Source organism: Pleomorphomonas diazotrophica, assembly GCF_002844595.1.
GTDB lineage: Bacteria > Pseudomonadota > Alphaproteobacteria > Rhizobiales > Pleomorphomonadaceae > Pleomorphomonas > Pleomorphomonas diazotrophica.
The window spans coordinates 1,142,876-1,162,941 of record NZ_PJNW01000002.1; the positions used below are offsets into that span (position 1 = coordinate 1,142,876).

Sequence of the window (20,066 nt, forward strand, 5' to 3'; positions counted from 1 at the left end):
GTTTCCGCCTGGAGCCACCAATGACCTCGCCCATCATCACCGTTACGCTCAATCCGGCGATTGACCTCACCGTCACGCTCGATGATCTGACGCCCGGCAAGGTCCATCGTGCCCGCGCGGCGCAGTCGAACGTCGGCGGCAAGGGCATCAATGTGGCCGGATGCATCGCCGACTGGGGCATTCCCGTGCTGGCGACCGGCGTGCTCGGACGCGGCAATGACGCCACCTTCACGGATTTCTTCAAGGACAAGGGCATCCAGGACCGCTTCGTCCGTACCGCCGGCGACACGCGCACCAACATCAAGATCGCCGACGTCGTCACCGGCACCACGACCGACATCAACCTGCCCGGTCTCACCTTTGACGACGAGACCTATGACATGGTGCTCGACGTACTGCGCCGCGAAGTGGTGGAAGGCGCCCTGGTGGTGCTGGCCGGTTCGCTGCCGCTCGGCCAGCCGGCCAGCGTCTGGGCGCGGCTCACCGCCGATCTCTGCCTCCTCAGATGCCGGGTGGTGCTCGACACTTCCGGTGCTCCGCTTGCCGCGTCGCTGGCGGCGCCGCGCGAGAGCCTGCCCTTTGCCGTCAAGCCCAATCGGCTGGAACTGGAAGCCTGGGCCGGACGCCCCCTGACGGAGGTCGTCGATATCGTGGCCGCCGCCCGGAGCATCCAGGCGCTCGGCATCGAACTGGTCGTCGTCTCACGCGGTGAGCAAGGCGCCATCTTCCTGCGCGGCAACACCGCTTTGTCGGCGCGGTTGCCGGTGGTCAATGCGCTGTCGACGGTCGGCGCCGGTGATGCAATGGTGGCCGGCATTGCCTCCTCGCTGGCCGACAATCTGGGCCTCGAAGCGCTCGCCCGCCGTGCTGTGGCCTTCGCCACCGCCAAGCTCGGTCGAATCGGACCGCACCTGCCCTCGCCCGACGACGTGCGCCAACTGGCTCGCCGCGTCGACGTTGCCGTGCTTGCCAGCTGATCTCCCGGGCAGTAGTTTGCCCATGGAGGAAAGCACGAATATTCAGCCGAACTATCAATTGCGTTCACGTTTTTTTGGCGCAACCGACGGTCTTGACCGAACTCGGCTCTGGTAAATTGTGCTAAAGTCGTAGATATGAGCCAGTCTGTTTCGCCAGTCGCACGCGATAGGCGGGAAGGGCTCGGGACCACAGAAGAATTCGCGAAGGAGTTCCCTTATGGCGCTGGTTTCACTGCGGCAGTTGCTCGATCATGCCGCCGAACATGGCTACGGCATGCCGGCCTTCAATATCAACAACATGGAGCAGATGCTGTCCGTCATGGCCGCGGCCAAGGAGACCGACAGCCCGGTGATCATGCAGGCCAGCCGCGGCGCCCGCGCGTTTGCCAATGACATCGTGCTCAGCCACCTGATCAAGGCTGCCATCGAGCTCTATCCCGAAGTTCCGGTCTGCATGCATCAGGACCATGGCAACTCGGAAGCCACCTGTCTTTCGGCCATCACCAACGGCTTCTCGTCGGTCATGATGGACGGCTCGCTCAAGGCCGACGGCAAGACCCCGGCCGACTTCGATTACAACGCCACCGTCACCGGCCGCGTCGCTGAGCTCAGCCACATGGTTGGCGCCTCGACGGAAGGCGAACTCGGCGTGCTCGGCTCGCTCGAGACCGGCATGGGCGACAAGGAAGACGGCCACGGCGCCGAGGGCGTGCTCAGCAAGGAGCAGCTCCTGACCGATCCGGACGAAGCGGTGAAGTTCGTCAAGCGCACCAAGGTCGACGCTCTGGCCATCGCCATGGGCACCAGCCACGGCGCCTACAAGTTCTCCCGCAAGCCGACGGGTGACGTGCTGGCCATCTACCGCATCAAGGAGATCCACGAGCGCATGCCGAACGTGCATCTCGTGATGCATGGCTCGTCGTCGGTTCCGCAGGACCTTCTCGACATCATCAACGCCTACGGCGGCCAGATGCCCCAGACCTTCGGCGTGCCGGTCGAGGAAATCGTCAACGGCATCAAGCACGGCGTGCGCAAGGTGAACATCGACACCGACTGCCGCATGGCCATCACCGGTGCCATCCGCAAGTTCTTCGCCGAGAAGCCGGCCGAGTTCGATCCGCGCTCCTTCATGAAGCCGGCCATGGCCGCCATGCAGAAGGTCTGCAAGCAGCGCTATGAGGAGTTCGGCGCCGCCGGTCACGGCTCGAAGATCAAGGTGATCCCGCTCGCCGACATGGCCAAGCGCTACGCTTCGGGCGAGCTCGACCCCAAGATCGCCTGATCTCGGTTCATGATCGATAATATCGGAACGGGGCGCTTCGGCGCCCCGTTTGCTTTGGAAGAGTAGCTTGCCTCGATGTGTGCTCGAGCGAAGACTCTAGGCAACCGCATCCAGCGCCGGGTCGCGGATCAGGAAACGGACGATGCCTTGATCCGCAGCTGCGATCCGCACGCCGATCTTGCGACGCCCGGCGCCGATGCTGATACGCCCGCACACGCCGATCAGGCAGGTGAAATCCTCATCGACGTCGGCTTCTCCTTCGACGGACAGGCTCCCGTCGCTTCGGAAGCCGGCCTTGACCCGGCAGACGACCGGAATTGGGGGCCGCCCCTCGAACTCAAGATGGGTGGTAAACCCTTGTTTCGATGCTGCAACCACAACCAGTCCTCCTTCAAAAGAACGGAGGGCACGAGGAGTACGGCTCGTGCAAAATTGGCTCAAAATTGAGACTTGTTCTTAAAACACCCGTATATTTGCCTATATCCAAACATTTGAGAAGCACAATTTTTGATGGGAATATCCTGCCGATCAAACTGCCTTTACCCTGGGCGACTTAGGGACTCTTGGTAAATATGTGCTCGGTTGGCGGGGCGTCCGAAACCTTCCAGTCAGGCTTTCCCCAGCAAGGTGCCCTTGCTCCAGCCGCGCTGCCAGAGGACAAAGGTGGGCCAAGAACCGGAGAGCGCCGATGACCATTGCAGTGGGTTCCCCCGCCCCTGATTTTACTCTGGCTACCGACGAGGGCGAGGTTTCGCTGGCCGCGCTTCGAGGGCGACCTGTGGTGGTCTACTTCTATCCCAAGGACGACACGTCCGGTTGCACGCGCGAAGCGATCGGCTTCTCCTGCCTAGCCGACGAGTTTGCCAAGACGGATGCAACGGTCATCGGCATCTCTCCGGACACCGTGGAGAAGCACGGCAAGTTCCGCGTGAAGCACAAGCTGACGGTGGCACTTGGCTCCGATCCCGAGCACAAGGTGGCGGAGAGCTACGGCGCCTGGGGAGAGAAGTCGCTCTACGGCAAGCGATATTTCGGCATCATTCGCTCGACCTTTCTGATTGCGCGCGACGGCACCGTGGCGAGGGTGTGGCCGAAGGTCAAAGTCGAAGGCCACGCCGAGGAGGTGCTGGCCGCCGTCAAGGCACTCTGAGCCGGTCTTTCGTCGGCCCGCGCGACCAAGCTTCAAGCCTTCATTAACCCTAACGGTTTCTAATCGCTCCAAACGGGGGTCGCCTGCTGCGTGTCGGTGGTGTGGCCAGGTCCCGTCTGGAGCGTCGCGTTGATGATGAGACCACAAGCCGCAGATCGATACCGCAGCCAGAACTCGGCGAGACGCATCGTCATCATCAGCCGTGACAACACACGCAGCTATACCTTCAGTCCGCTGGCCCTGTTCGGCGGCCTCACCCTGTTCCTGACGGTGTCGCTCGGCTTCCTGGCCGCCACCACCTATCTGGTGTTCCGCGACGATCTGTTCGATCTGGTGCGCGAGCGCAACGCCGACATGCAGCAAGCCTACGAGGACCGCATCGCCCGCCTGCGGTCGGAGATCGATCGCATCTCCAGCCGGCAGATTCTCGACAGCGTCGCAATGGACGAGAAGGTCGAGAAGATCATGACGGCCCAGCAGGGCATTGCAGACCGCCAGCGGGCCGTCGGCGACCTGATCGACAAGGCGCGCAGCATCGGTCTCCTCGATGATAACAACGCGGCGGTCCCCGCCGACAGGCGGGCCGCCCTCGATCCGGCCGACGTGACCGGCTCCGTCAACGCCTACGCCGACGCCGGCCGCGCCAGCCTGATCGACCGCCAGTTCGATGCGCTGACCTCGGCGGCGCCGAATGCCGCCATACCCAAGGCCGATCTGCGCACGGCGGATGGCAAGCCCGACTTCAGGGCGATATCCAGCCACCTCGCCGCCGTCGACGCCGAGCAGGCCAAAGCCGTCGAAGCCATCGCCGTGGCCGCCAACTCTCGCGTCGACGCCGCGGTGGACATCATCGCCAACGCCGGCCTTCGCGTGAACGTGCCGGAGGGTCCCGTGGAGAAGGAGGACGCAGTCGGCGGTCCCTTCATCCCCGTGGCCGGAGCCCAAGCGCTCGCCGCCGCCATGCAGGAGGCCGATCAGGCCTTCGGCCGCATGGCGCTCGTCAAGGCGGCCGCGGCCCGCCTGCCCTTGGTCCGTCCCCTCCCCGGCGGCGACATGACCTCGAACTACGGATCTCGCCGTGATCCCTTCCTCGGCTCACTGGCCTTTCACGCCGGCATCGATTTCCGCTCGCCCACCGGTACCGACATCAGGCCAACGGCGCCGGGTGTGGTGACAGCGGCGGGCTGGGCTGGGGGCTATGGCAACATGGTCGAAGTGGACCATGGCAATGGAGTCACCACGCGCTATGGACATATGTCCCGCATCGTCGCCCGCGTCGGCGATCGGGTGACGCGAGACACGATCATCGGCGAGGTCGGCTCGACCGGCCGATCAACCGGCCCGCATCTTCACTACGAGACGCGGGTCAACGGCGCGCCGTTCAACCCGATCAACTACATCAACGCGGGAAACAGGCTGGCGAGCCTTCTGCCCTGAGGGCTGGGAGTGTTGCCTCTGACAAAAAAGGCGGGATGCCGAAGCGCCCCGCCTTTCTGTTCATTTGCGATCCAGCGATGGATCAGTCGATGTCCGAAATCTCGGCCGGCTGCTTGCCGAAGGCGCGCTGGGCCAGCGCAGCCTCCATGAAGTTGTCGAGATCGCCGTTGAGCACGTCGGACGGTGACGTGCTTTCGACGCCCGTCCGGAGATCCTTGACCAACTGATAGGGCTGCAACACGTAGGAGCGGATCTGGTGGCCCCAGCCGATGTCGGTCTTGCCGGCCTGCTCGGCGTTGGCCTTTTCCTCGCGCTTCTTCAGCTCCGCCTCGTAGAGGCGGGCACGCAGCATGTTCCAGGCGGTCGCCCGGTTCTTGTGCTGCGAGCGCTCGGCCTGACAGGCCACCACGATGCCCGAGGGATAGTGGGTGATGCGCACCGCCGAGTCAGTAGTGTTGATGTGCTGGCCACCGGCGCCCTGGGCGCGATAGGTGTCGATGCGGCAGTCGCTCTCGTTGATCTCGATTTCGATCTTGTCGTCGATCACCGGGTAGACCCAGACCGAGGAAAACGACGTGTGCCGACGCGCCTGGCTGTCGAAGGGCGAGATGCGCACCAGACGGTGGACGCCCGACTCGGTCTTCAGCCAGCCATAGGCGTTGTGGCCCTTGATGAGCACCGTGGCACTCTTGATGCCGGCCTCTTCGCCGTCGTGGACTTCCAGTACCTCGACCTTGTAGCCACGCTTGTCCGCCCAGCGCGTGTACATGCGCAGGAGCATGTTGGTCCAGTCCTGGCTTTCCGTGCCGCCGGCGCCCGAGTTCACCTCGATATAGGTGTCGTTGGCGTCGGCCTCGCCGGATAGCATGGACTCCACCTGCTGGCGGGCGATCTCGTCCTTGAGGCCTCGCAGGGTGTTCTCGGCGTCGGTGACAACGGTGGCGTCGTCCTCCATCTCGCCGAGTTCGATCAGCTCGATGCTGTCCTTCAGGTCACGGTCGAGCTTGAGATAGCCGTTGATTCGGTTCTCGAGATCAGTGCGCTCGCGCATGATCTTCTGCGCGCGCTCGGGATCGTTCCAGAGCGATGGATCCTCGACGAAACCGTTCAGTTCGGCCAGGCGCTGCTGAGAGGCATCCCAGTCAAAGATGCCTCCTCAGCAGGGCCATACCCTGCTTGATCTCGTCGACGATGGCCTCGATTTCGGCTCGCATGTGTGAGCTCCAGTCAGGAGGTTGAGTTGGCGCCGAGGTAAGCTCCATCGGCGGGTGCCCGTCGTCGATCACGGGCGCGGCGGACCATAGGAACGGATGCCGCCGATGTAAACTGCCTTTTCCCGCCTCAAGGTCCGGCAGCCTCGAGCGGCCACCCTCGCAGATGAGGTCTCAGGTCGCAGCCGTCAATAGAGGCCGCCGGTCCCGGTCACCGCGGCCTTGTCGGCCTCGGGGTTGACCTCTGTCGGCACGCCCCAGGCCATGCCGTCGCCGCCGATTACCGAATAGATGTCGGACGGACCGGTGCCCGGCTTGAAGGCCTCGATGATGGCGCTTTCGCCCTCATAGGCGCGCATGCCGGTCTTGCGATCGATGGGAATCAGCACCATGCCCTCGGGCACCTTGAACTCCTGCGGCGGCTGGCCGGCCAAAGCCTGGGCCATGAAATCGCGGAAGACAGGCGCCGCCATCAGGCCGCCGGTCGAGCCATGGCCCATCGGCTTCGGCGTATCGAAGCCGAGGAAAACCCCGACGGTCAGCTCCGGGGTGAACCCGACGAACCAGGCATCCTTCTCGTCGTTGGTGGTGCCGGTCTTGCCGGCGATCGGACGGTTGAGGCTCTTGATCACGGTGGCCGTGCCGCGCTGCACGACGCCTTCCATCATCGAGGTGATCTGGTAGGCGGTCATCGGATCGAGAACCTGCTCGCGCTCGTCGATCAGTTGCGGTTCGTCCTGTCCCTTCCAGTCGCCGGCATTGCAGCCCTCGCAGACGCGCTGATCGTGCCGATAGATGGTACGGCCGAAGCGATCCTGCACGCGGTCGATCAGCGTCGGCTGCACGCGACGGCCGCCATTGGCGATGATGGCATAGGCGTTGACGAGACGCATCACCGTGGTTTCGCCGGCGCCAAGCGCCATGGCCAGCACCGGCTGCATGTTGTCGTAGATGCCGAAGCGCTTGGCATACTCGGCGACAAGCGGCATGCCCATGTCCTGCGCAAGGCGCACGGTCATCAGGTTTCGCGACTTCTCGATGCCGGTCCTGAGCGTCGACGGCCCACCGAAGCCACCGCCGTAATTCTGCGGCCGCCACATGCCGAGGCCGGGACCCTGGTCGATCTCGATCGGGCCGTCCATGATGACGGAGGCGGGCGTATAGCCGTTGTCGAGGGCGGCCGAGTAGACGAAGGGCTTGAAGGACGAGCCCGGCTGGCGCATGGCCTGCGTCGCCCGGTTGAACTCGCTTTCCGCAAAGGAGAATCCGCCGACCAGGGCGCGGACGCGGCCTGTCGTCGAGTCCATGGCCACCAGGGCGCCGGAAATGCCGGGGAACTGGCGGAGGCGATAGGCCTCCAGCATGCCCTCGGCGTTGCCGGTCTTCTCCACATAGATGACATCGCCGACCGACAGAACGTCCGAGGCGGCCTTGACGGGGGCGCCACGCTTCGGCCCGCTTTCCCATTTGGCCCACTTCAACTGGTCGAGTGGGATGATTCCCTCGACGCGCTCGTCATTCACCTTGCCGGTCGGCCCCTTGGAGGGCTGAAGGCCGATACGGGCGGCGTCGCCCTCGAAGCCCAGCACGACGGCGAGGTTCCACTCGGGAACGTCGTAGAGCGCCGGTTCGGCGGCAAGGGGGATGCCCCAATCGCCGGACACGTCGATCTGCTTCTTGGCGCCACGCCAGCCATGGGCCTCGTCGTAACGCAGCAGCGCCCGCTGAAGGGCGACGCGAGCGACCACCTGCATCTTCGGATCGAGCGTCGTGCGAACCGAAAGGCCGCCCTCGTACAGGCCCTTCTCGCCATACATGGAGAGCAGCGAGCGGCGCACCTCCTCGACGAAGTAGTCGGAGGCGAACACCTTGGCCGACTGATTGCGCTCGGCGATGACCAGCGGCGCCTTCATGGCGGCTTCGCCCTCCTCGCGCGTCGCATAGCCGTTCTCCATCATCTGTTGCAGAACGTAGTTGCGGCGCTCGATGGCAGCCTGACGATTGCGATAGGGATTGTAGTTTTCCGGCGCCTTGGGCAGTGCCGCCAGGAAGGCGACCTCTTCCAGCTTCAGGTCGGTGAGAGGCTTGTCGAAATAGGCGAGCGAGGCGGCGGCGACGCCATAGGAGCGGAACCCGAGGTAGATCTCGTTGAGATAGAGTTCGAGGATCTGGTCCTTGGTGTAGGTCTGCTCGATCTTCAGCGTCAGCATCGCCTCGCGGATCTTGCGATCCATGGTGCGCTCGTTGGTCAGAAGGAAGACCTTGGCGACCTGCTGGGTAATGGTCGAGGCGCCGACCATGCGCTTGTTGGAACCCGAGACGATGGTGTCGAGGTTCTTCACCGCAGCGCCGGCGAGGCTGAGAAGATCGATGCCCGGATGGCTGTAGAAGCCCTTGTCCTCGGCGGAGATGAAGGCCTGTTTCACCCGGTCGGGAATCATCTGGATCGGCAGGAACAGCCGACGCTCATGGGCATACTCGGACGCCAGCTCGCCATCGGCCGCATGGACGCGCGTGACAACCGGTGGCTGATAGTTCCGCAGCTGGTTGGTGTCGGGCAGATCGGTGCTGAGGGAATGGATGTAAACGGCGACGCCGCCGGCCACCACCAGGAACAGCAGCGCCGCGATCGAGAAGACCCAGCCAAAGAATCTTACGAAGATCATATCCCGTCCATCATTCCCGTCGACACCGGCCGCGCCGGCATGTCTGTCCGTCGCGGCGGCGTGGCGAAGCCCGGTTGGTCCGGATGCTCGTGCGTCGACTTTTCGGCAGCCGATACCTCAAAACGCCGCAAAATGCGAATGTTTCCGTGAGCACAGACGTTCTTCGCTCTTTGTGGCGAAGGCGGGGCCATGGCGTTGCGGGGCGGCAACAGTCAGTCGGCTTCGGCTATTTTCCGAGATAGGCGTATTTCTGCCCGAAGAAACGCATCACGGCCTGCGTGACGGCATCGGCAACGCGGGAACGCCACTCGTCAGACGTCAGCAGCTTCTCGTCCTGATCATTGGAGAGATAGCCGATTTCCACAAGGACGGACGGCACGTCATGGGCGCGCAGCACCTGGAATCCGGCCGAGCGGCGCGGGTTCTTGATCATGCGGGTTGCCGAGGCAAGATCGCCGACAAGGCCATTGGCGAAGGCTGCCGAGAAGTTCCGCGTCTCCCGTCGAGTGAGATCGACCAGAATGTCGGTCACGTCGTCGGCTTCCTTTTGCAGATCGAGGCCGGCGATGAGGTCCGACGCATTTTCCTTGGCTGCAAGGGCAGCCGCTTCCCGGTCGGAGGCCTTGTCGGACAGCGTATAGACGGTGGCGCCACGCACCGACCCCTCATGCTCGGAATCGGCGTGAATGGATAGGAACAGATCGGCGGCGTGATCGCGGCCAAACTGAACCCGGGTGCCGAGCGGCAGGAACGTATCGTCGGTACGGGTCAGCAACACCGCCACCTTGCCGGTCTGTTCGAGGCGTTCCTGCAGCTTCTTGGCAAAGGCCAGCACAATGTCCTTCTCGCGGACGCCCGATGCCGAAACTGTCCCGGCATCGACGCCGCCATGGCCGGCATCGATGACGATCAAGGGCTTCTCACGCTTGCTGCGATCGGGCGGCGGCAGTTGATCGGCCTTTTGCACCGGCTCGTTGGCGGTGTCGCGCGCAAGCTGGCTTTTCCTCAGTTCCTCGTCAAAGGCGGCTGTCGTCGTCTTGAGAAGATCGAGGACCATGCGGGCCGGCTGGTTCTCGACGGCCGGCAACACGAAGGCCTTGTCGATCTTCACGGGTCCGGTGACATCCAGCACGATGCGTGATCGCCCCGCCGCGAACTGACCGTAGCGCCAGTCGCTGACAAGGCCTCGACCGACCGACCCGGCGCCGGACGGCAGGCGGAAATCGATCTCCGGCAGATCGATGACCACGCGATAGGGCTCGGCGAGCGTGAAGGCGCTGAGATCGACCTCACCCGAGAGATCGAGCACGAAGCGTGTGCGGCTTTCGTCGCCGACGACGCGGCCATCGGTCGCTACCGGCGCGCCTTCTGCGAATGCGCCCACCGTCAGGCAGACGAGTGCCATCCCCGCCAATGTGGCGGCTCGAAGACAGGCTGCGAAGCGGTTTGCGACGGTCGTCAATGATCGCTCCCACGATCCCAAGAGCGGCCCAAACTGCCACAGACGGACGAGATGGCAACACCCGTCTCCGAAAGAAGGCGATTTCGAGCGGATCGGAGGCCAATCACCGAACAGTAACTAAAGGAATTTGGTTAACCATTCCTACGCCATGTTGGAACGGAACGACAGACGCTTCACATTGCGAGGAATTGATTGGTGGCCTATTTGATCGCCTTGCATATGGGACTTCACGCAAGTAATAAGGGATCGGAGCCCGAATCCTTGCTCTCGGTACTTGAGAGCGTCCAGCCGGTTCGCCTTCTGCTAGAAAAGCGGAAGAATGTAGCCGGCAGTCGGGGGACCGAGAGGTCAGCGTGAGCGCCGGTGTGGTTTTCCGGTCGGTGCGCGGAACCCGGACCTCCGCTTGTTGCGTCTCGCCCGGTCATGTGCCGCGTCGCGGGAAGCATATGAGGACGCCCGTAGATCCACCGGAAAGATCGGCGCTTCGGTGCGCGGCCGTTGAGGCCGCCCAACAAGGCATTCGTCGCCGTTCCCCCGTATTGGCTTTCGCCGAGCGGGCTTTTCAGGAACGACGGTGTTGAAAAGAAAGAACGTGCCGGACGTGAAAGTCGTGAGGCCACAGCAGATTGTCGAAGAGGCAGGATGGCGTAAAGCATCGGCCTTTTCCCGATTTGCGGCCTTGGTCGGTCCGGCGCCCTCCCCCATTCCCATCCCCCTTATCGACGGCCGGTGCCGATCCTTCCAGCGCGCGGCGATTCCAGGGAGAGCTCTCAGGAGCCTCCTCGCGGAGTCGCGGCGGAGCAGAGGTCGCACACGGCCGGGAGTCAGTCTTTATGGCCAACAAGATGCTGATCGATGCCACCCACCCGGAGGAGACCCGGGTGGTTGTGGTGCGTGGACACCGCGTTGAGGAGTTCGATTTCGAGTCGGCGACAAGGAAGCAGCTCAGAGGCAACATCTATCTCGCCAAGGTGACGCGCGTCGAGCCGTCCTTGCAGGCGGCCTTTGTCGAGTATGGTGGCAATCGCCACGGCTTTCTCGCCTTTTCCGAAATCCATCCGGACTACTACCAGATCCCCCAGGCTGACCGTCAGGCCCTGATCGAGGCGGAAGAGGCCGAGGAACGCGAAGAAGCCGAACGGCGCGCCCGGATGCATCGCGACCGGCAGAGCCGTGCCCAGGCGGCGAAGGCTGCCGCCCGCCCCGTCGAGACGGTGAGCGAAGCGTTCGTCGATGAGAGCGAGGCGCAGCCGGCCGATGAGAGCGCCCTGGTGGCAACGCCCATCATCGAAGCAGGCGATGACGAAGTGCCGACGCCCGAAACCGGCGGCGTCATCGACATTCACGACGATCAGTCGGTCGAGACCATCAATGACGACGGCGAGGATCGGGCAGGCAGCGACGACGAGGAAGAGCACGTCGAGAGCGTCGGTGCCGAAGATGCGCTGGAAGAGGTGCCCGAGCGTCGCGTTCGCCGCGCCCGGCAGTATCGCATCCAGGAAGTGATCAAGCGCCGGCAGGTGCTGCTGGTTCAGGTCGTCAAGGAAGAGCGCGGCACCAAGGGCGCCGCGCTGACCACCTATCTGTCGCTGGCCGGCCGTTACTCGGTGCTGATGCCCAACTCCGGCCGGGGCGGTGGCATTTCCCGCAAGATCACCAACGTTCAGGACCGCAAGCGCCTCAAGGAAATCGCCCACGAGCTGGACGTGCCGGAAGGCATGGGTGTCATTCTCCGGACGGCCGGCGCCGCCCGCACCAAGACCGAGATCAAGCGCGACTTCGAGTATCTCCTGCGCCTGTGGGAAAACGTCCGCGAGCTGACGCTGCGGTCGACCGCGCCGAGCCTCGTCTACGAGGAGGGCTCGCTGGTCAAGCGCTCGATCCGCGACCTCTACAACAAGGACATCGACGAAGTCCTGGTGGCCGGCGAAGAGTCCTATCGCGAGGCCAAGGACTTCATGCGCATGCTCATGCCGAGCCATGCCAAGAATGTTCAGCCCTACCGCGACCCGATCCCGGTGTTCGGCCGCTTCGGCGTCGAGCCGCAGCTCGACGCGATGTTCTCGCCGCAGGTGACGCTGAAGTCGGGCGGCTACCTCGTTATCAACCAGACCGAAGCGCTCGTCGCCATCGACGTCAACTCGGGGCGGTCGACGCGCGAGCACAATATCGAGGACACGGCGCTCGCCACCAACCTCGAAGCCGCCGAAGAGGTGGCCCGCCAGCTTCGTCTGCGCGACCTCGCCGGCCTCATCGTGATCGACTTCATCGACATGGAAGAGGCCAAGAACAACAAGGCGGTGGAGCGCAAGCTCAAGGATTGCCTGAAGAACGACCGCGCCCGCATCCAGGTGGGCCGCATCTCGCACTTCGGCCTGATGGAAATGAGCCGCCAGCGCATCCGCACCGGCGTGCTGGAAGGCTCTACCGAGCTCTGCCCGCACTGCCTTGGCGCCGGCATCGTCCGCTCGACGGAGAGCGTGGCGCTGCATGTGTTGCGCTCGCTGGAAGACCTGCTGATCAAGGGCGTGACCCACCACCTCACCGTCCGTACCCGGTCGGCGGTGGCGCTCTACATCCTCAACCAGAAGCGCAAGCACCTCTCCGACCTCGAGGCGCGCTTCGGTCTCACCATCACCATCGCCGCCGACGAGCATCTCGGCTCGCAGCACTTTGCCGTCGAGCGCGGCGAGATCATCCTCAATCCTGCCCCGCCGCCGCCCGCGCCGACGCTGACGCCGGAAAGCGTCCAGCCGTATGACGAGGACATCGACGACGAGATCGAGGAAGAGGACGAAGAAGAGGCCGAGACCGAGAAGGCGCAGTCGTCGCGCGAAGAGCGTGGCGATGGCGATGGCCGCCGCAAGCGGCGCCGGCGTCGGCGCCGGCGGACCGAGGGCGGCGAAGCCGCTGCCGCGGGCGAAGGCCAGGAGGTTGCCGAAGGCGCCGAACAGCCTGCCCCTGAGGGCGACGACGACGGTTCCGAAGAGGAAGATGGCGAGGCACGGGCCGAGGGCGATACGGAGAGCGAGCAGCGGCGCAGGTCGCGTCGCCGCGGTCGTCGCGGCGGCCGTCGGCGGCATCAGCTCGAGGAAGACATCGGTTCCGAAGCCACTGCGGCCGCGCAAGAGGGCGAGCCCGCTTCCGTCGAGACGGCGACCTATGACGGCGAAGCGGCGGCCAATGATGAGCCCGTCGCCGACGCCGGCGATGCCGGTGCGGCGGTGGCCGCTCCGAGCGTGCTGAATGACGAGCCGGTGGAAGCGCTGGCGGACGGCAATGAAGACGCGCCGGAAGAAAGCCAGGAAGCAGCGGCGCCCGTCCATCCGCCGCTCGAGAGCGTCGCCGAACTGGTCGAGAAGTCGGTCGAGGCCAACGAGCCTGCGCCGCAGCCCGAACCGGAGCCGGAGCCGGACGATAATCATCCGAAGAAGACGGGCTGGTGGCAGCGCCGCTCCTTCTTCTGAGGTGTGACGCAAGGAACAAGCGAGGCCGCCCGTTCGGGCGGCCTTGTCGTATCGGTATCACCTCAACAAAGGAGCTGACCTTGGCCGAGAACGTGCTCTTGTTTTCCTATGGAACCCTGCAGCTCCGGTCGGTGCAGATCGCCAACTTCGGGCGGGAACTCAAGGGCCGGCCAGACGCCATGGTGGGCTGGCACCGGGCGATGGTCGAGATCACCGACCCGGATGTTCTGGCCCAGTCGGGCGAGACGCACCACCCGATCGTCTCGCCGAGCGGCAATCCGGCCGACGAAGTGCCCGGTGTCGTCTTCGAGATCACGCCCGACGAGCTGATCGCCGCCGACGGCTACGAAGTCGCCGACTACAAGCGCGTGCTGGTGACGCTGAAATCCGGAACGCAGGCCTGGGTCTACGTGAAGGCCTGAGGCTATCCCAGCCAGCCGCCGAGCCGCTCGCAGGCTTCGGCCACCGCCTCCGTGCGGCCGGCGAAGGAGAAGCGCACGTAGGACGAGCCACGGCTGGTATCGAAGTCAAGGCCGGGCGTCGCCGCGACGCCTGCCTCATGCAGCATGCGGCGACAGAAATCGAGGCTGTCGTTGGTGTAGCGGCTGACATCGGCGTAGAGGTAGAAGGCGCCATCGACCGGCAGGAAGCGGTCGAGGCCGATCTTGGGCATGCGCTCCAAAAGCAGCCGGCGACTCGCCGCATAGCCCGCTTTCACCGTCTCCAGCTCCTCCTTCGCCTCGAAGGCGCCGAGTGCGGCGCGCTGCGACAGTTCGGACGGGGAGATGAAGAGATTCTGGGCGATCCGTTCGACCGGTCGCACCAGATGCTCCGGCAGAACCATCCAGCCGATGCGCCAGCCGGTCATGCAGAAGTACTTCGAGAAGGAGTTGACCACCACGGCGTCGCCCGAAAACTCCAGCGCCGTCACTTCATCGCCGTCATAGACGAGGCCGTGATAAATCTCGTCCATGACGAGGGCGATCTTCATGTCGGCGCAGGCGGCGACAAGCGATTTCAGGCCATCGCGCGTCATCATGGTGCCCGAGGGATTGTTGGGACTTGCCACAATGATGCCGGCCAGCGGCCGCTCGGCATGCACCTTTTCGATCGCTGCAGCGCTGGCTTGCCAGCGTGCTTCGGCGGTCGTCGGGATCTCCACCACCTCAAGGCCGAGCGCCGTCAGGATGTTGCGATAGGCCGGATAGCCGGGCGTCGGCAGGCCGACGCGATCGCCAACATCGAACATGGCGAGGAAGGCGAGGTTGAAGGCGCCGGACGACCCTCCGGTGACGGCGATCCGGTTGGCCGGGACCTCAACGCCATAGCGGTCGGCATAGAGACGGGCAATGCGGGCACGAAGCTCGGGAATGCCGAGCGCCTCGGTGTAGCCGACACGGCCGCGAGCCAGGGCCGCCTCGGCGGCAGCGCGCACGGCAGCGGGCACCGGCGCGCCGGGCTCGCCAAGTTCCATGTGGATGATATCCCGCCCTTCGCGGGCGAGCCGGTTGGCGTCGGACAGCACGTCCATGGCGAGGAAGGGAGCCACATCGCTCCGCCGCGAAACCAGCATATCTCCCCTCGCCTCCAAGATTTTGCCAGAGATCGGTTGCAGTCTGCCGCCGTGCCGACTGTTTCCGGATTTTTTCCGTTGCGCCCGGCATGCGTTCTGCCCTTTATCAGGCTCCGGACACCCTGACGAGAGTTCCGATCGTGAATCGCGCGATGATCACCCGCTTCCGCCGTAGTTCCGTCGCCATCCTCACGGCGGCGGCTGTCGCCGTCTCCTCCACCCTGCCGACACTCGCTGCCGAACGCAGCCGGGGTGGCATCTCACTGTTGCGCGATGCGGAAGCCGAGGCGTTGATCGCCGACTATACGCGGCCACTGCTCAAAGCGGCCGGCCTGGGTGGAGCGACCGTCCAGGTGAAGCTGGTCAACGACGACACCTTCAACGCCTTCGTTGCCGACAGCCGGCACATCTTCGTCAACGCCGGTGCCATTATCGATTCCACGACGCCCAACCAGTTAATCGGCGTACTGGCGCATGAGATCGGCCATCTTGCCGCCAACCACCTCGCCCAGCTTCGGTCGGAAATCCGCCGGATGCAAATCCTGTCGGCGCTCGCCGTGCTTGGTGGCGTCGCGGCCGGCGTGGCGGGCGGAGGCGGTTCGGCGGCCGGCGCCTTTGCCACCGGCGGCATGCAGATCGGCCAGCGCGGCCTTTTGATATATGCCCGCGAGAACGAAACGGCGGCCGATCAACTGGCGCTCAAGTATCTTGCCGCGACCGGCCAGTCTGCAAAGGGCATGCTGGAGACCTTCCAGCGCTTCGCCGAGCAGCAGATGTTCATGTCGGCGCATATCGACCCCTATATCCAGACCCATCCGCTGGCCACCGACCGCATCGCCATGATCGACGAGCTGGCCCGGAAGTCGAAAGCCTTCGACAAACCGGACGACCCGGCGCTCAAGGCCCGGCACGATCTCGTGCGGGCCAAGTTCGCGGCCTTCACCCGCAACTCGCAGAGCGTGATGCGGCTTTACCCGCCGTCCGACACCAGCCTCGCTGCCGACTATGCCCGGGCCATCGTCGCCTACCGCTTCGCCGACCCCAAGTCGGCCCTCACCCGCATGGACGCGCTGATCAAGCGGTCGCCCAACAATCCCTATTTCTGGGAACTCAAGGGGCAGATCCTCCTCGAAACCGGTAAGCCGCGGGAGGCCGTGGCACCTTTGCGGAAGGCGGTTGCGCTGGCCCCCAACGCCGGCCCGATCCGCGTTCTCCTGGGACAGGCGCTGGTCGGTACCGGTGACGGCAAGCTGACCGACGAAGCGATCGCCGCCCTCACCAAGGGTATCGGCGGTGACCCCGACCAGCCGATCGGCTATCGCCAGCTTGCCATCGCCTATGCCCGCAAGGACAACATAGCCATGGCCGATCTCGCCTCGGCGCAGGGCAGTTTTGCCTCGGGCGACATCGAGACGGCCAAGAAATACGCCATCCGCGCCCAGGAAAAATTGAAGACCGGCTCGCCGGCCTGGCTGCGTGCCGATGACATCATCACCTACAAGATACCGAGATGACCGGGCGCCACCTGCCTGGGACAAGGAGCCATCGCATGTTCGCCCATTTCCGGAAAGCACTGTCGGCCACACTCGTCGCGGCGGCTCTCCTGCCATCCGCCGCCTTTGCCGAAGACTTCACCGACAGCCAGAAGGCGGCGATCGGCGACGTGGTCAAGTCCTACCTCTTGGAGCATCCGGAAGTGATCACCGAGGCGCTGCAGGCGCTCGATGCGCGCAACAAGGCCGCCGAGGAGCAGGGACGGACCGACGCCATCCAGGCGAACCGTGAGGCCATCTTCTCGTCGCCTTATCAGGCGGTCATCGGCAATCCCGATGCGAAGATCACGTTGGTCGAGTTCTTTGACTACAACTGCGGCTACTGCAAGAAGGCGTTGGCCGATACCCGCGCCATCCTCGACGAGGAGAAGGACGTCAAGATCGTCCTCAAGGAGTTTCCCATCCTGAGCGAGGGGTCGGTCGAGGCTGCCAAGGTGGCTGCCGCCGTCAACATCCTCAATCCCAGGGCTTACGAGGCCTTCCACTTCGAGCTGATGGGCATCCGCGGCCAGGCCGATGGCGAACGCGCGCTGGCGGCGGCGGCCAAGGCCGGCCTCGACGAGGCGAAGGTGAAGGAAACGGCGAGCAAGCGGGAGGTGGCCGACGCCATCAACCAGTCCTACGACCTCGCCCGCAAGCTCAACATCAATGGCACGCCGGCCTATATCATCGGCGACGAGCTGGTCTACGGCGCCGTCGGCTTCTCCGACCTCAGCCGCAGGATCGAGGCGATGCGCGCCTGCGGCAAGACTGTCTGCTGATCTCCGATGGGAGGCCGAACCGGATGATCCCCAGGATACGGGGATGAAATGGCGCGGCCTCTTTTTTTCGGCGCGGCATATGCCTATAAGGAAGCCGGCCGCCGCCCCCGGGTTGCGGTCGCCCCTGCACCGGCCTGAAAGGGAACCGACCGATTGCCCATTGAAGCGTTCATCCTCAACGGACCGAACCTCAATCTTCTCGGAACTCGGGAACCGGGCATCTACGGATCGCTGACCCTTGCCGACATCGAGGCGAACTGCCGCGAGAAGGCTGCCGCTTTGGGGTTCTCAGCCGTCGAGTTTCGCCAATCCAACCATGAGGGCGTGCTTGTCGACTGGATCCAGGAGGCCGGACGTCGCGGCGCCGGCGTGGTGATGAACCCCGGCGCCTATACCCATACGTCGATCGCCCTCCACGACGCGATCAAGGGAACCGGTGTTCCCGTGATCGAAGTCCATATATCCAACGTCCATGCCCGCGAGAGTTTCCGGCATCGCTCCTTCGTGTCGCCCGTGGCGGCCGGGGTGATCGTCGGCCTAGGCCCACTCGGCTACACGCTCGCGCTCGAAGCCCTCGCCGGTCTCCTGAAAGGGTGACCGCCGTCCCAATCCGGTGAGAACCGATGCCCCAGACCTTTGACTACGAACTGATCCGCCAGCTTGCCAACATCCTCGACGAGACCAACCTCACCGAGATCGAGGTGGAGCAGGAGAAGCTGAAGATCCGCGTGGCTCGGACGGCGGCGCCTGTCACCATCACCCAGGGCGGCGGTGGCTGGGCCGCGCCGTCGGCGATGCCCGCCATGGCAGCGCCCGCTCCCGTGGCGGCACCGGCCGCCGAGGCGCCGAAAGCCGCCGACCCCGCAGCGAACCCCGGCGCCGTGCCCTCCCCGATGGTTGGCACCGCCTATGTCGCTCCCGAACCCGGCGCGCGCTCCTTCGTGGAAGTCGGCGACATGGTGAAGGAAGGCCAGACGGTGATGATCATCGAGGCCATGAAGCACCTCAATCACATTCCGGCGCCGCGCGCCGGCCGCGTCACCGCGGTTCTCGTCGAGAACGGCCAGCCGGTCGAGTTCGGCGAGCCGCTGCTGATCATCGAGTGACCGGCCCCATGTTTGAAAAGATCCTCATCGCCAATCGCGGCGAAATCGCCCTTCGGGTGCTGCGCGCCTGCAAAGAGCTCGGCATCGGTACCGTGGCCGTCCACTCGACGGCGGACGCCAACGCCATGCATGTCCGCCTCGCCGACGAGAGCGTGTGCATCGGCCCGGCCCCGGTGCGCGAAAGCTATCTCAACATTCCCAACATCGTTGCCGCCTGCGAGATCACCGGCGCCGAGGCGGTGCATCCGGGCTACGGCTTCCTCAGCGAGAATGCCCGCTTCGCCGACATTCTGGCTGCCCATAACATTGCGTTCATCGGCCCGTCCGCCGATCACATCCGCATCATGGGCGACAAGATCGAGGCCAAGGCGACCGCCAAGCGCCTCGGCATCCCCGTGGTGCCCGGTTCTGACGGCGCCGTCGAATCCGAGGAAGATGCGCTGAGGATCGCCGCCGAGATCGGCTATCCGGTGCTGGTCAAGGCATCGGCGGGTGGCGGCGGCCGCGGCATGCGCGTTGCCATGACCGAGGCCGAGCTGCCGTCGGCCATGTCGGCTGCCAAGACCGAGGCCAAGAACGCCTTCGGCGACGACGCGGTCTATATCGAGAAGTATCTCCTGAAGCCGCGCCACATCGAGCTGCAGGTGCTGGGCGACGGCCAGGGCAATGCGGTGCATCTCGGCGAGCGCGACTGCTCGCTGCAGCGGCGCCACCAGAAGGTCATGGAAGAGGCCCGTTCGCCGGCCCTCAACGACGACGAACGCGCCAGGATCGGCAACATCGTCGCCAACGCCATGGCCGAGCTCAACTATTCCGGCGCCGGCACCATCGAGTTCCTCTACGAGAATGGCGAGTTCTATTTCATCGAGATGAACACCCGCCTGCAGGTGGAGCATCCGGTGACCGAGATGATCACCGGCATCGATCTGGTCAACGAGCAGATCAAGGTGGCGTCCGGCCAGGCGTTGAGCTTCCGTCAATCGGATGTGCACTTCAACGGCCACGCCATCGAATGCCGCATCAATGCCGAGAACGCTGCGACCTTTGCGCCGTCGCCCGGCAAGATCACTTATTGGCATCCGCCGGGTGGATTGGGAGTTCGCGTCGACAGCGGCGTCTATCAGGGCTACACGATCCCGCCCTATTACGACAGCATGATCGGCAAGCTGATCGTTCACGGCCGCAACCGCGTCGAGTGCCTGATGCGCCTGCGCCGCTGCCTCGACGAGTTCGTGGTCGACGGCATCGATTCGACGATCCCGCTCTTCAACCACATGCTGAAGAACGCCGACATCATCGACGGCGCCTACGACATCCACTGGCTGGAAAAGTGGCTCGCCACCAAGCCGTTCGAGGCCTGATCTAAAAGTAAGTCAGCGCTTACCTGCAAGACGCCGCCCTCTCGGGCGGCGTTGTCGTTT

16 protein-coding genes are annotated in these 20,066 nt (G+C 64.5%); 11 read left to right on the plus strand and 5 right to left on the minus strand.

Features of this window, described 5'->3' with window-relative positions; translation table 11 throughout:
- Positions 1 to 20 precede the first annotated feature (20 nt).
- On the plus strand, positions 21 to 977 hold the full coding sequence (pfkB, locus tag CXZ10_RS06375; protein ID WP_101288225.1) for a 1-phosphofructokinase: 957 nt from the start codon (positions 21 to 23) through the stop codon (positions 975 to 977).
- 217 nt (positions 978 to 1,194) lie between these two features.
- Positions 1,195 to 2,259, plus strand: coding sequence for a class II fructose-bisphosphate aldolase (fba, locus tag CXZ10_RS06380; protein ID WP_101288226.1), 1,065 nt, complete (start codon positions 1,195 to 1,197; stop codon positions 2,257 to 2,259).
- 96 nt (positions 2,260 to 2,355) lie between these two features.
- Here fba and CXZ10_RS06385 read toward each other — a convergent pair whose 3' ends face one another.
- Positions 2,356 to 2,637, minus strand: a complete 282-nt coding sequence (locus CXZ10_RS06385) for a hypothetical protein (protein ID WP_101288227.1) — start codon at positions 2,635 to 2,637, stop codon at positions 2,356 to 2,358.
- Positions 2,638 to 2,947: 310 nt separating this feature from the next.
- Here CXZ10_RS06385 and CXZ10_RS06390 point away from each other — a divergent pair, with 310 nt between their 5' ends.
- Entirely contained in the window at positions 2,948 to 3,409 is a 462-nt protein-coding gene (locus CXZ10_RS06390; protein ID WP_101288228.1) for a peroxiredoxin, read from the plus strand.
- 132 nt (positions 3,410 to 3,541) lie between these two features.
- Positions 3,542 to 4,846 (plus strand): peptidoglycan DD-metalloendopeptidase family protein, encoded by a 1,305-nt coding sequence (locus tag CXZ10_RS06395; protein WP_101288229.1) that lies wholly within the window; start codon positions 3,542 to 3,544, stop codon positions 4,844 to 4,846.
- An 82-nt stretch (positions 4,847 to 4,928) separates the two neighbouring features.
- Here the strand turns inward: CXZ10_RS06395 and prfB are convergent.
- From prfB to CXZ10_RS06410, 3 genes are all read right to left on the minus strand, one after another.
- Positions 4,929 to 6,060 (minus strand): peptide chain release factor 2 gene (gene prfB, locus CXZ10_RS06400; protein ID WP_101288230.1). Its coding sequence is split into 2 segments (ribosomal slippage): positions 4,929 to 5,990 and positions 5,992 to 6,060, totalling 1,131 coding nucleotides; the frame shifts between segments, so codons are not numbered across the junction.
- A 185-nt stretch (positions 6,061 to 6,245) separates the two neighbouring features.
- Positions 6,246 to 8,723, minus strand: coding sequence for a penicillin-binding protein 1A (locus CXZ10_RS06405; protein ID WP_101288231.1), 2,478 nt, complete (start codon positions 8,721 to 8,723; stop codon positions 6,246 to 6,248).
- A gap of 226 nt (positions 8,724 to 8,949) precedes the next feature.
- Positions 8,950 to 10,185: an N-acetylmuramoyl-L-alanine amidase gene (locus tag CXZ10_RS06410; protein WP_210199848.1), complete on the minus strand. Its 1,236-nt coding sequence runs from the start codon at positions 10,183 to 10,185 to the stop codon at positions 8,950 to 8,952.
- Positions 10,186 to 11,018: 833 nt separating this feature from the next.
- Here CXZ10_RS06410 and CXZ10_RS06415 point away from each other — a divergent pair.
- A complete protein-coding gene (locus CXZ10_RS06415; RefSeq protein WP_101288233.1) occupies positions 11,019 to 13,652 on the plus strand; it encodes an Rne/Rng family ribonuclease in 2,634 nt (877 codons plus the stop codon).
- An 80-nt stretch (positions 13,653 to 13,732) separates the two neighbouring features.
- Positions 13,733 to 14,074 carry a gamma-glutamylcyclotransferase family protein gene (locus tag CXZ10_RS06420; RefSeq protein ID WP_210199849.1) on the plus strand — a complete coding sequence of 114 codons (342 nt, stop codon included), beginning with the start codon at positions 13,733 to 13,735 and terminating at the stop codon, positions 14,072 to 14,074.
- A gap of 2 nt (positions 14,075 to 14,076) precedes the next feature.
- Here CXZ10_RS06420 and CXZ10_RS06425 read toward each other — a convergent pair whose 3' ends face one another.
- Positions 14,077 to 15,225, minus strand: coding sequence for a pyridoxal phosphate-dependent aminotransferase (locus tag CXZ10_RS06425; protein ID WP_180335879.1), 1,149 nt, complete (start codon positions 15,223 to 15,225; stop codon positions 14,077 to 14,079).
- Positions 15,226 to 15,365: 140 nt separating this feature from the next.
- Here CXZ10_RS06425 and CXZ10_RS06430 point away from each other — a divergent pair, with 140 nt between their 5' ends.
- From CXZ10_RS06430 to accC, 5 genes are all read left to right on the plus strand, one after another.
- The gene (locus tag CXZ10_RS06430; RefSeq protein ID WP_210199850.1) at positions 15,366 to 16,739 is read left to right on the plus strand and encodes a M48 family metalloprotease; all 1,374 of its coding nucleotides are present in this window, start codon (positions 15,366 to 15,368) and stop codon (positions 16,737 to 16,739) included.
- Positions 16,740 to 16,774: 35 nt separating this feature from the next.
- The gene (locus CXZ10_RS06435) at positions 16,775 to 17,539 is read left to right on the plus strand and encodes a DsbA family protein (protein WP_180335880.1); all 765 of its coding nucleotides are present in this window, start codon (positions 16,775 to 16,777) and stop codon (positions 17,537 to 17,539) included.
- Between the two features lie 153 nt (positions 17,540 to 17,692).
- Entirely contained in the window at positions 17,693 to 18,136 is a 444-nt protein-coding gene (aroQ, locus tag CXZ10_RS06440; protein ID WP_101288236.1) for a type II 3-dehydroquinate dehydratase, read from the plus strand.
- A gap of 26 nt (positions 18,137 to 18,162) precedes the next feature.
- Positions 18,163 to 18,645 carry an acetyl-CoA carboxylase biotin carboxyl carrier protein gene (accB, locus tag CXZ10_RS06445; RefSeq protein ID WP_101288237.1) on the plus strand — a complete coding sequence of 161 codons (483 nt, stop codon included), beginning with the start codon at positions 18,163 to 18,165 and terminating at the stop codon, positions 18,643 to 18,645.
- 8 nt (positions 18,646 to 18,653) lie between these two features.
- Positions 18,654 to 20,006 carry an acetyl-CoA carboxylase biotin carboxylase subunit gene (accC, locus tag CXZ10_RS06450; protein ID WP_101288238.1) on the plus strand — a complete coding sequence of 451 codons (1,353 nt, stop codon included), beginning with the start codon at positions 18,654 to 18,656 and terminating at the stop codon, positions 20,004 to 20,006.
- Positions 20,007 to 20,066 lie beyond the last annotated feature (60 nt).

Coding starts and splice junctions, on each gene's coding strand:
- pfkB (WP_101288225.1), top strand. CDS start 21: ATGACCTCGCCCATCATCACCGTTACGCTCAATCCGGCGATTGACCTC.
- fba (WP_101288226.1), top strand. CDS start 1,195: ATGGCGCTGGTTTCACTGCGGCAGTTGCTCGATCATGCCGCCGAACAT.
- CXZ10_RS06390 (WP_101288228.1), top strand. CDS start 2,948: ATGACCATTGCAGTGGGTTCCCCCGCCCCTGATTTTACTCTGGCTACC.
- CXZ10_RS06395 (WP_101288229.1), top strand. CDS start 3,542: ATGATGAGACCACAAGCCGCAGATCGATACCGCAGCCAGAACTCGGCG.
- CXZ10_RS06405 (WP_101288231.1), bottom strand. CDS start 8,723: ATGATCTTCGTAAGATTCTTTGGCTGGGTCTTCTCGATCGCGGCGCTG.
- CXZ10_RS06415 (WP_101288233.1), top strand. CDS start 11,019: ATGGCCAACAAGATGCTGATCGATGCCACCCACCCGGAGGAGACCCGG.
- CXZ10_RS06425 (WP_180335879.1), bottom strand. CDS start 15,225: ATGCTGGTTTCGCGGCGGAGCGATGTGGCTCCCTTCCTCGCCATGGAC.
- CXZ10_RS06435 (WP_180335880.1), top strand. CDS start 16,775: ATGTTCGCCCATTTCCGGAAAGCACTGTCGGCCACACTCGTCGCGGCG.
- accB (WP_101288237.1), top strand. CDS start 18,163: ATGCCCCAGACCTTTGACTACGAACTGATCCGCCAGCTTGCCAACATC.
- accC (WP_101288238.1), top strand. CDS start 18,654: ATGTTTGAAAAGATCCTCATCGCCAATCGCGGCGAAATCGCCCTTCGG.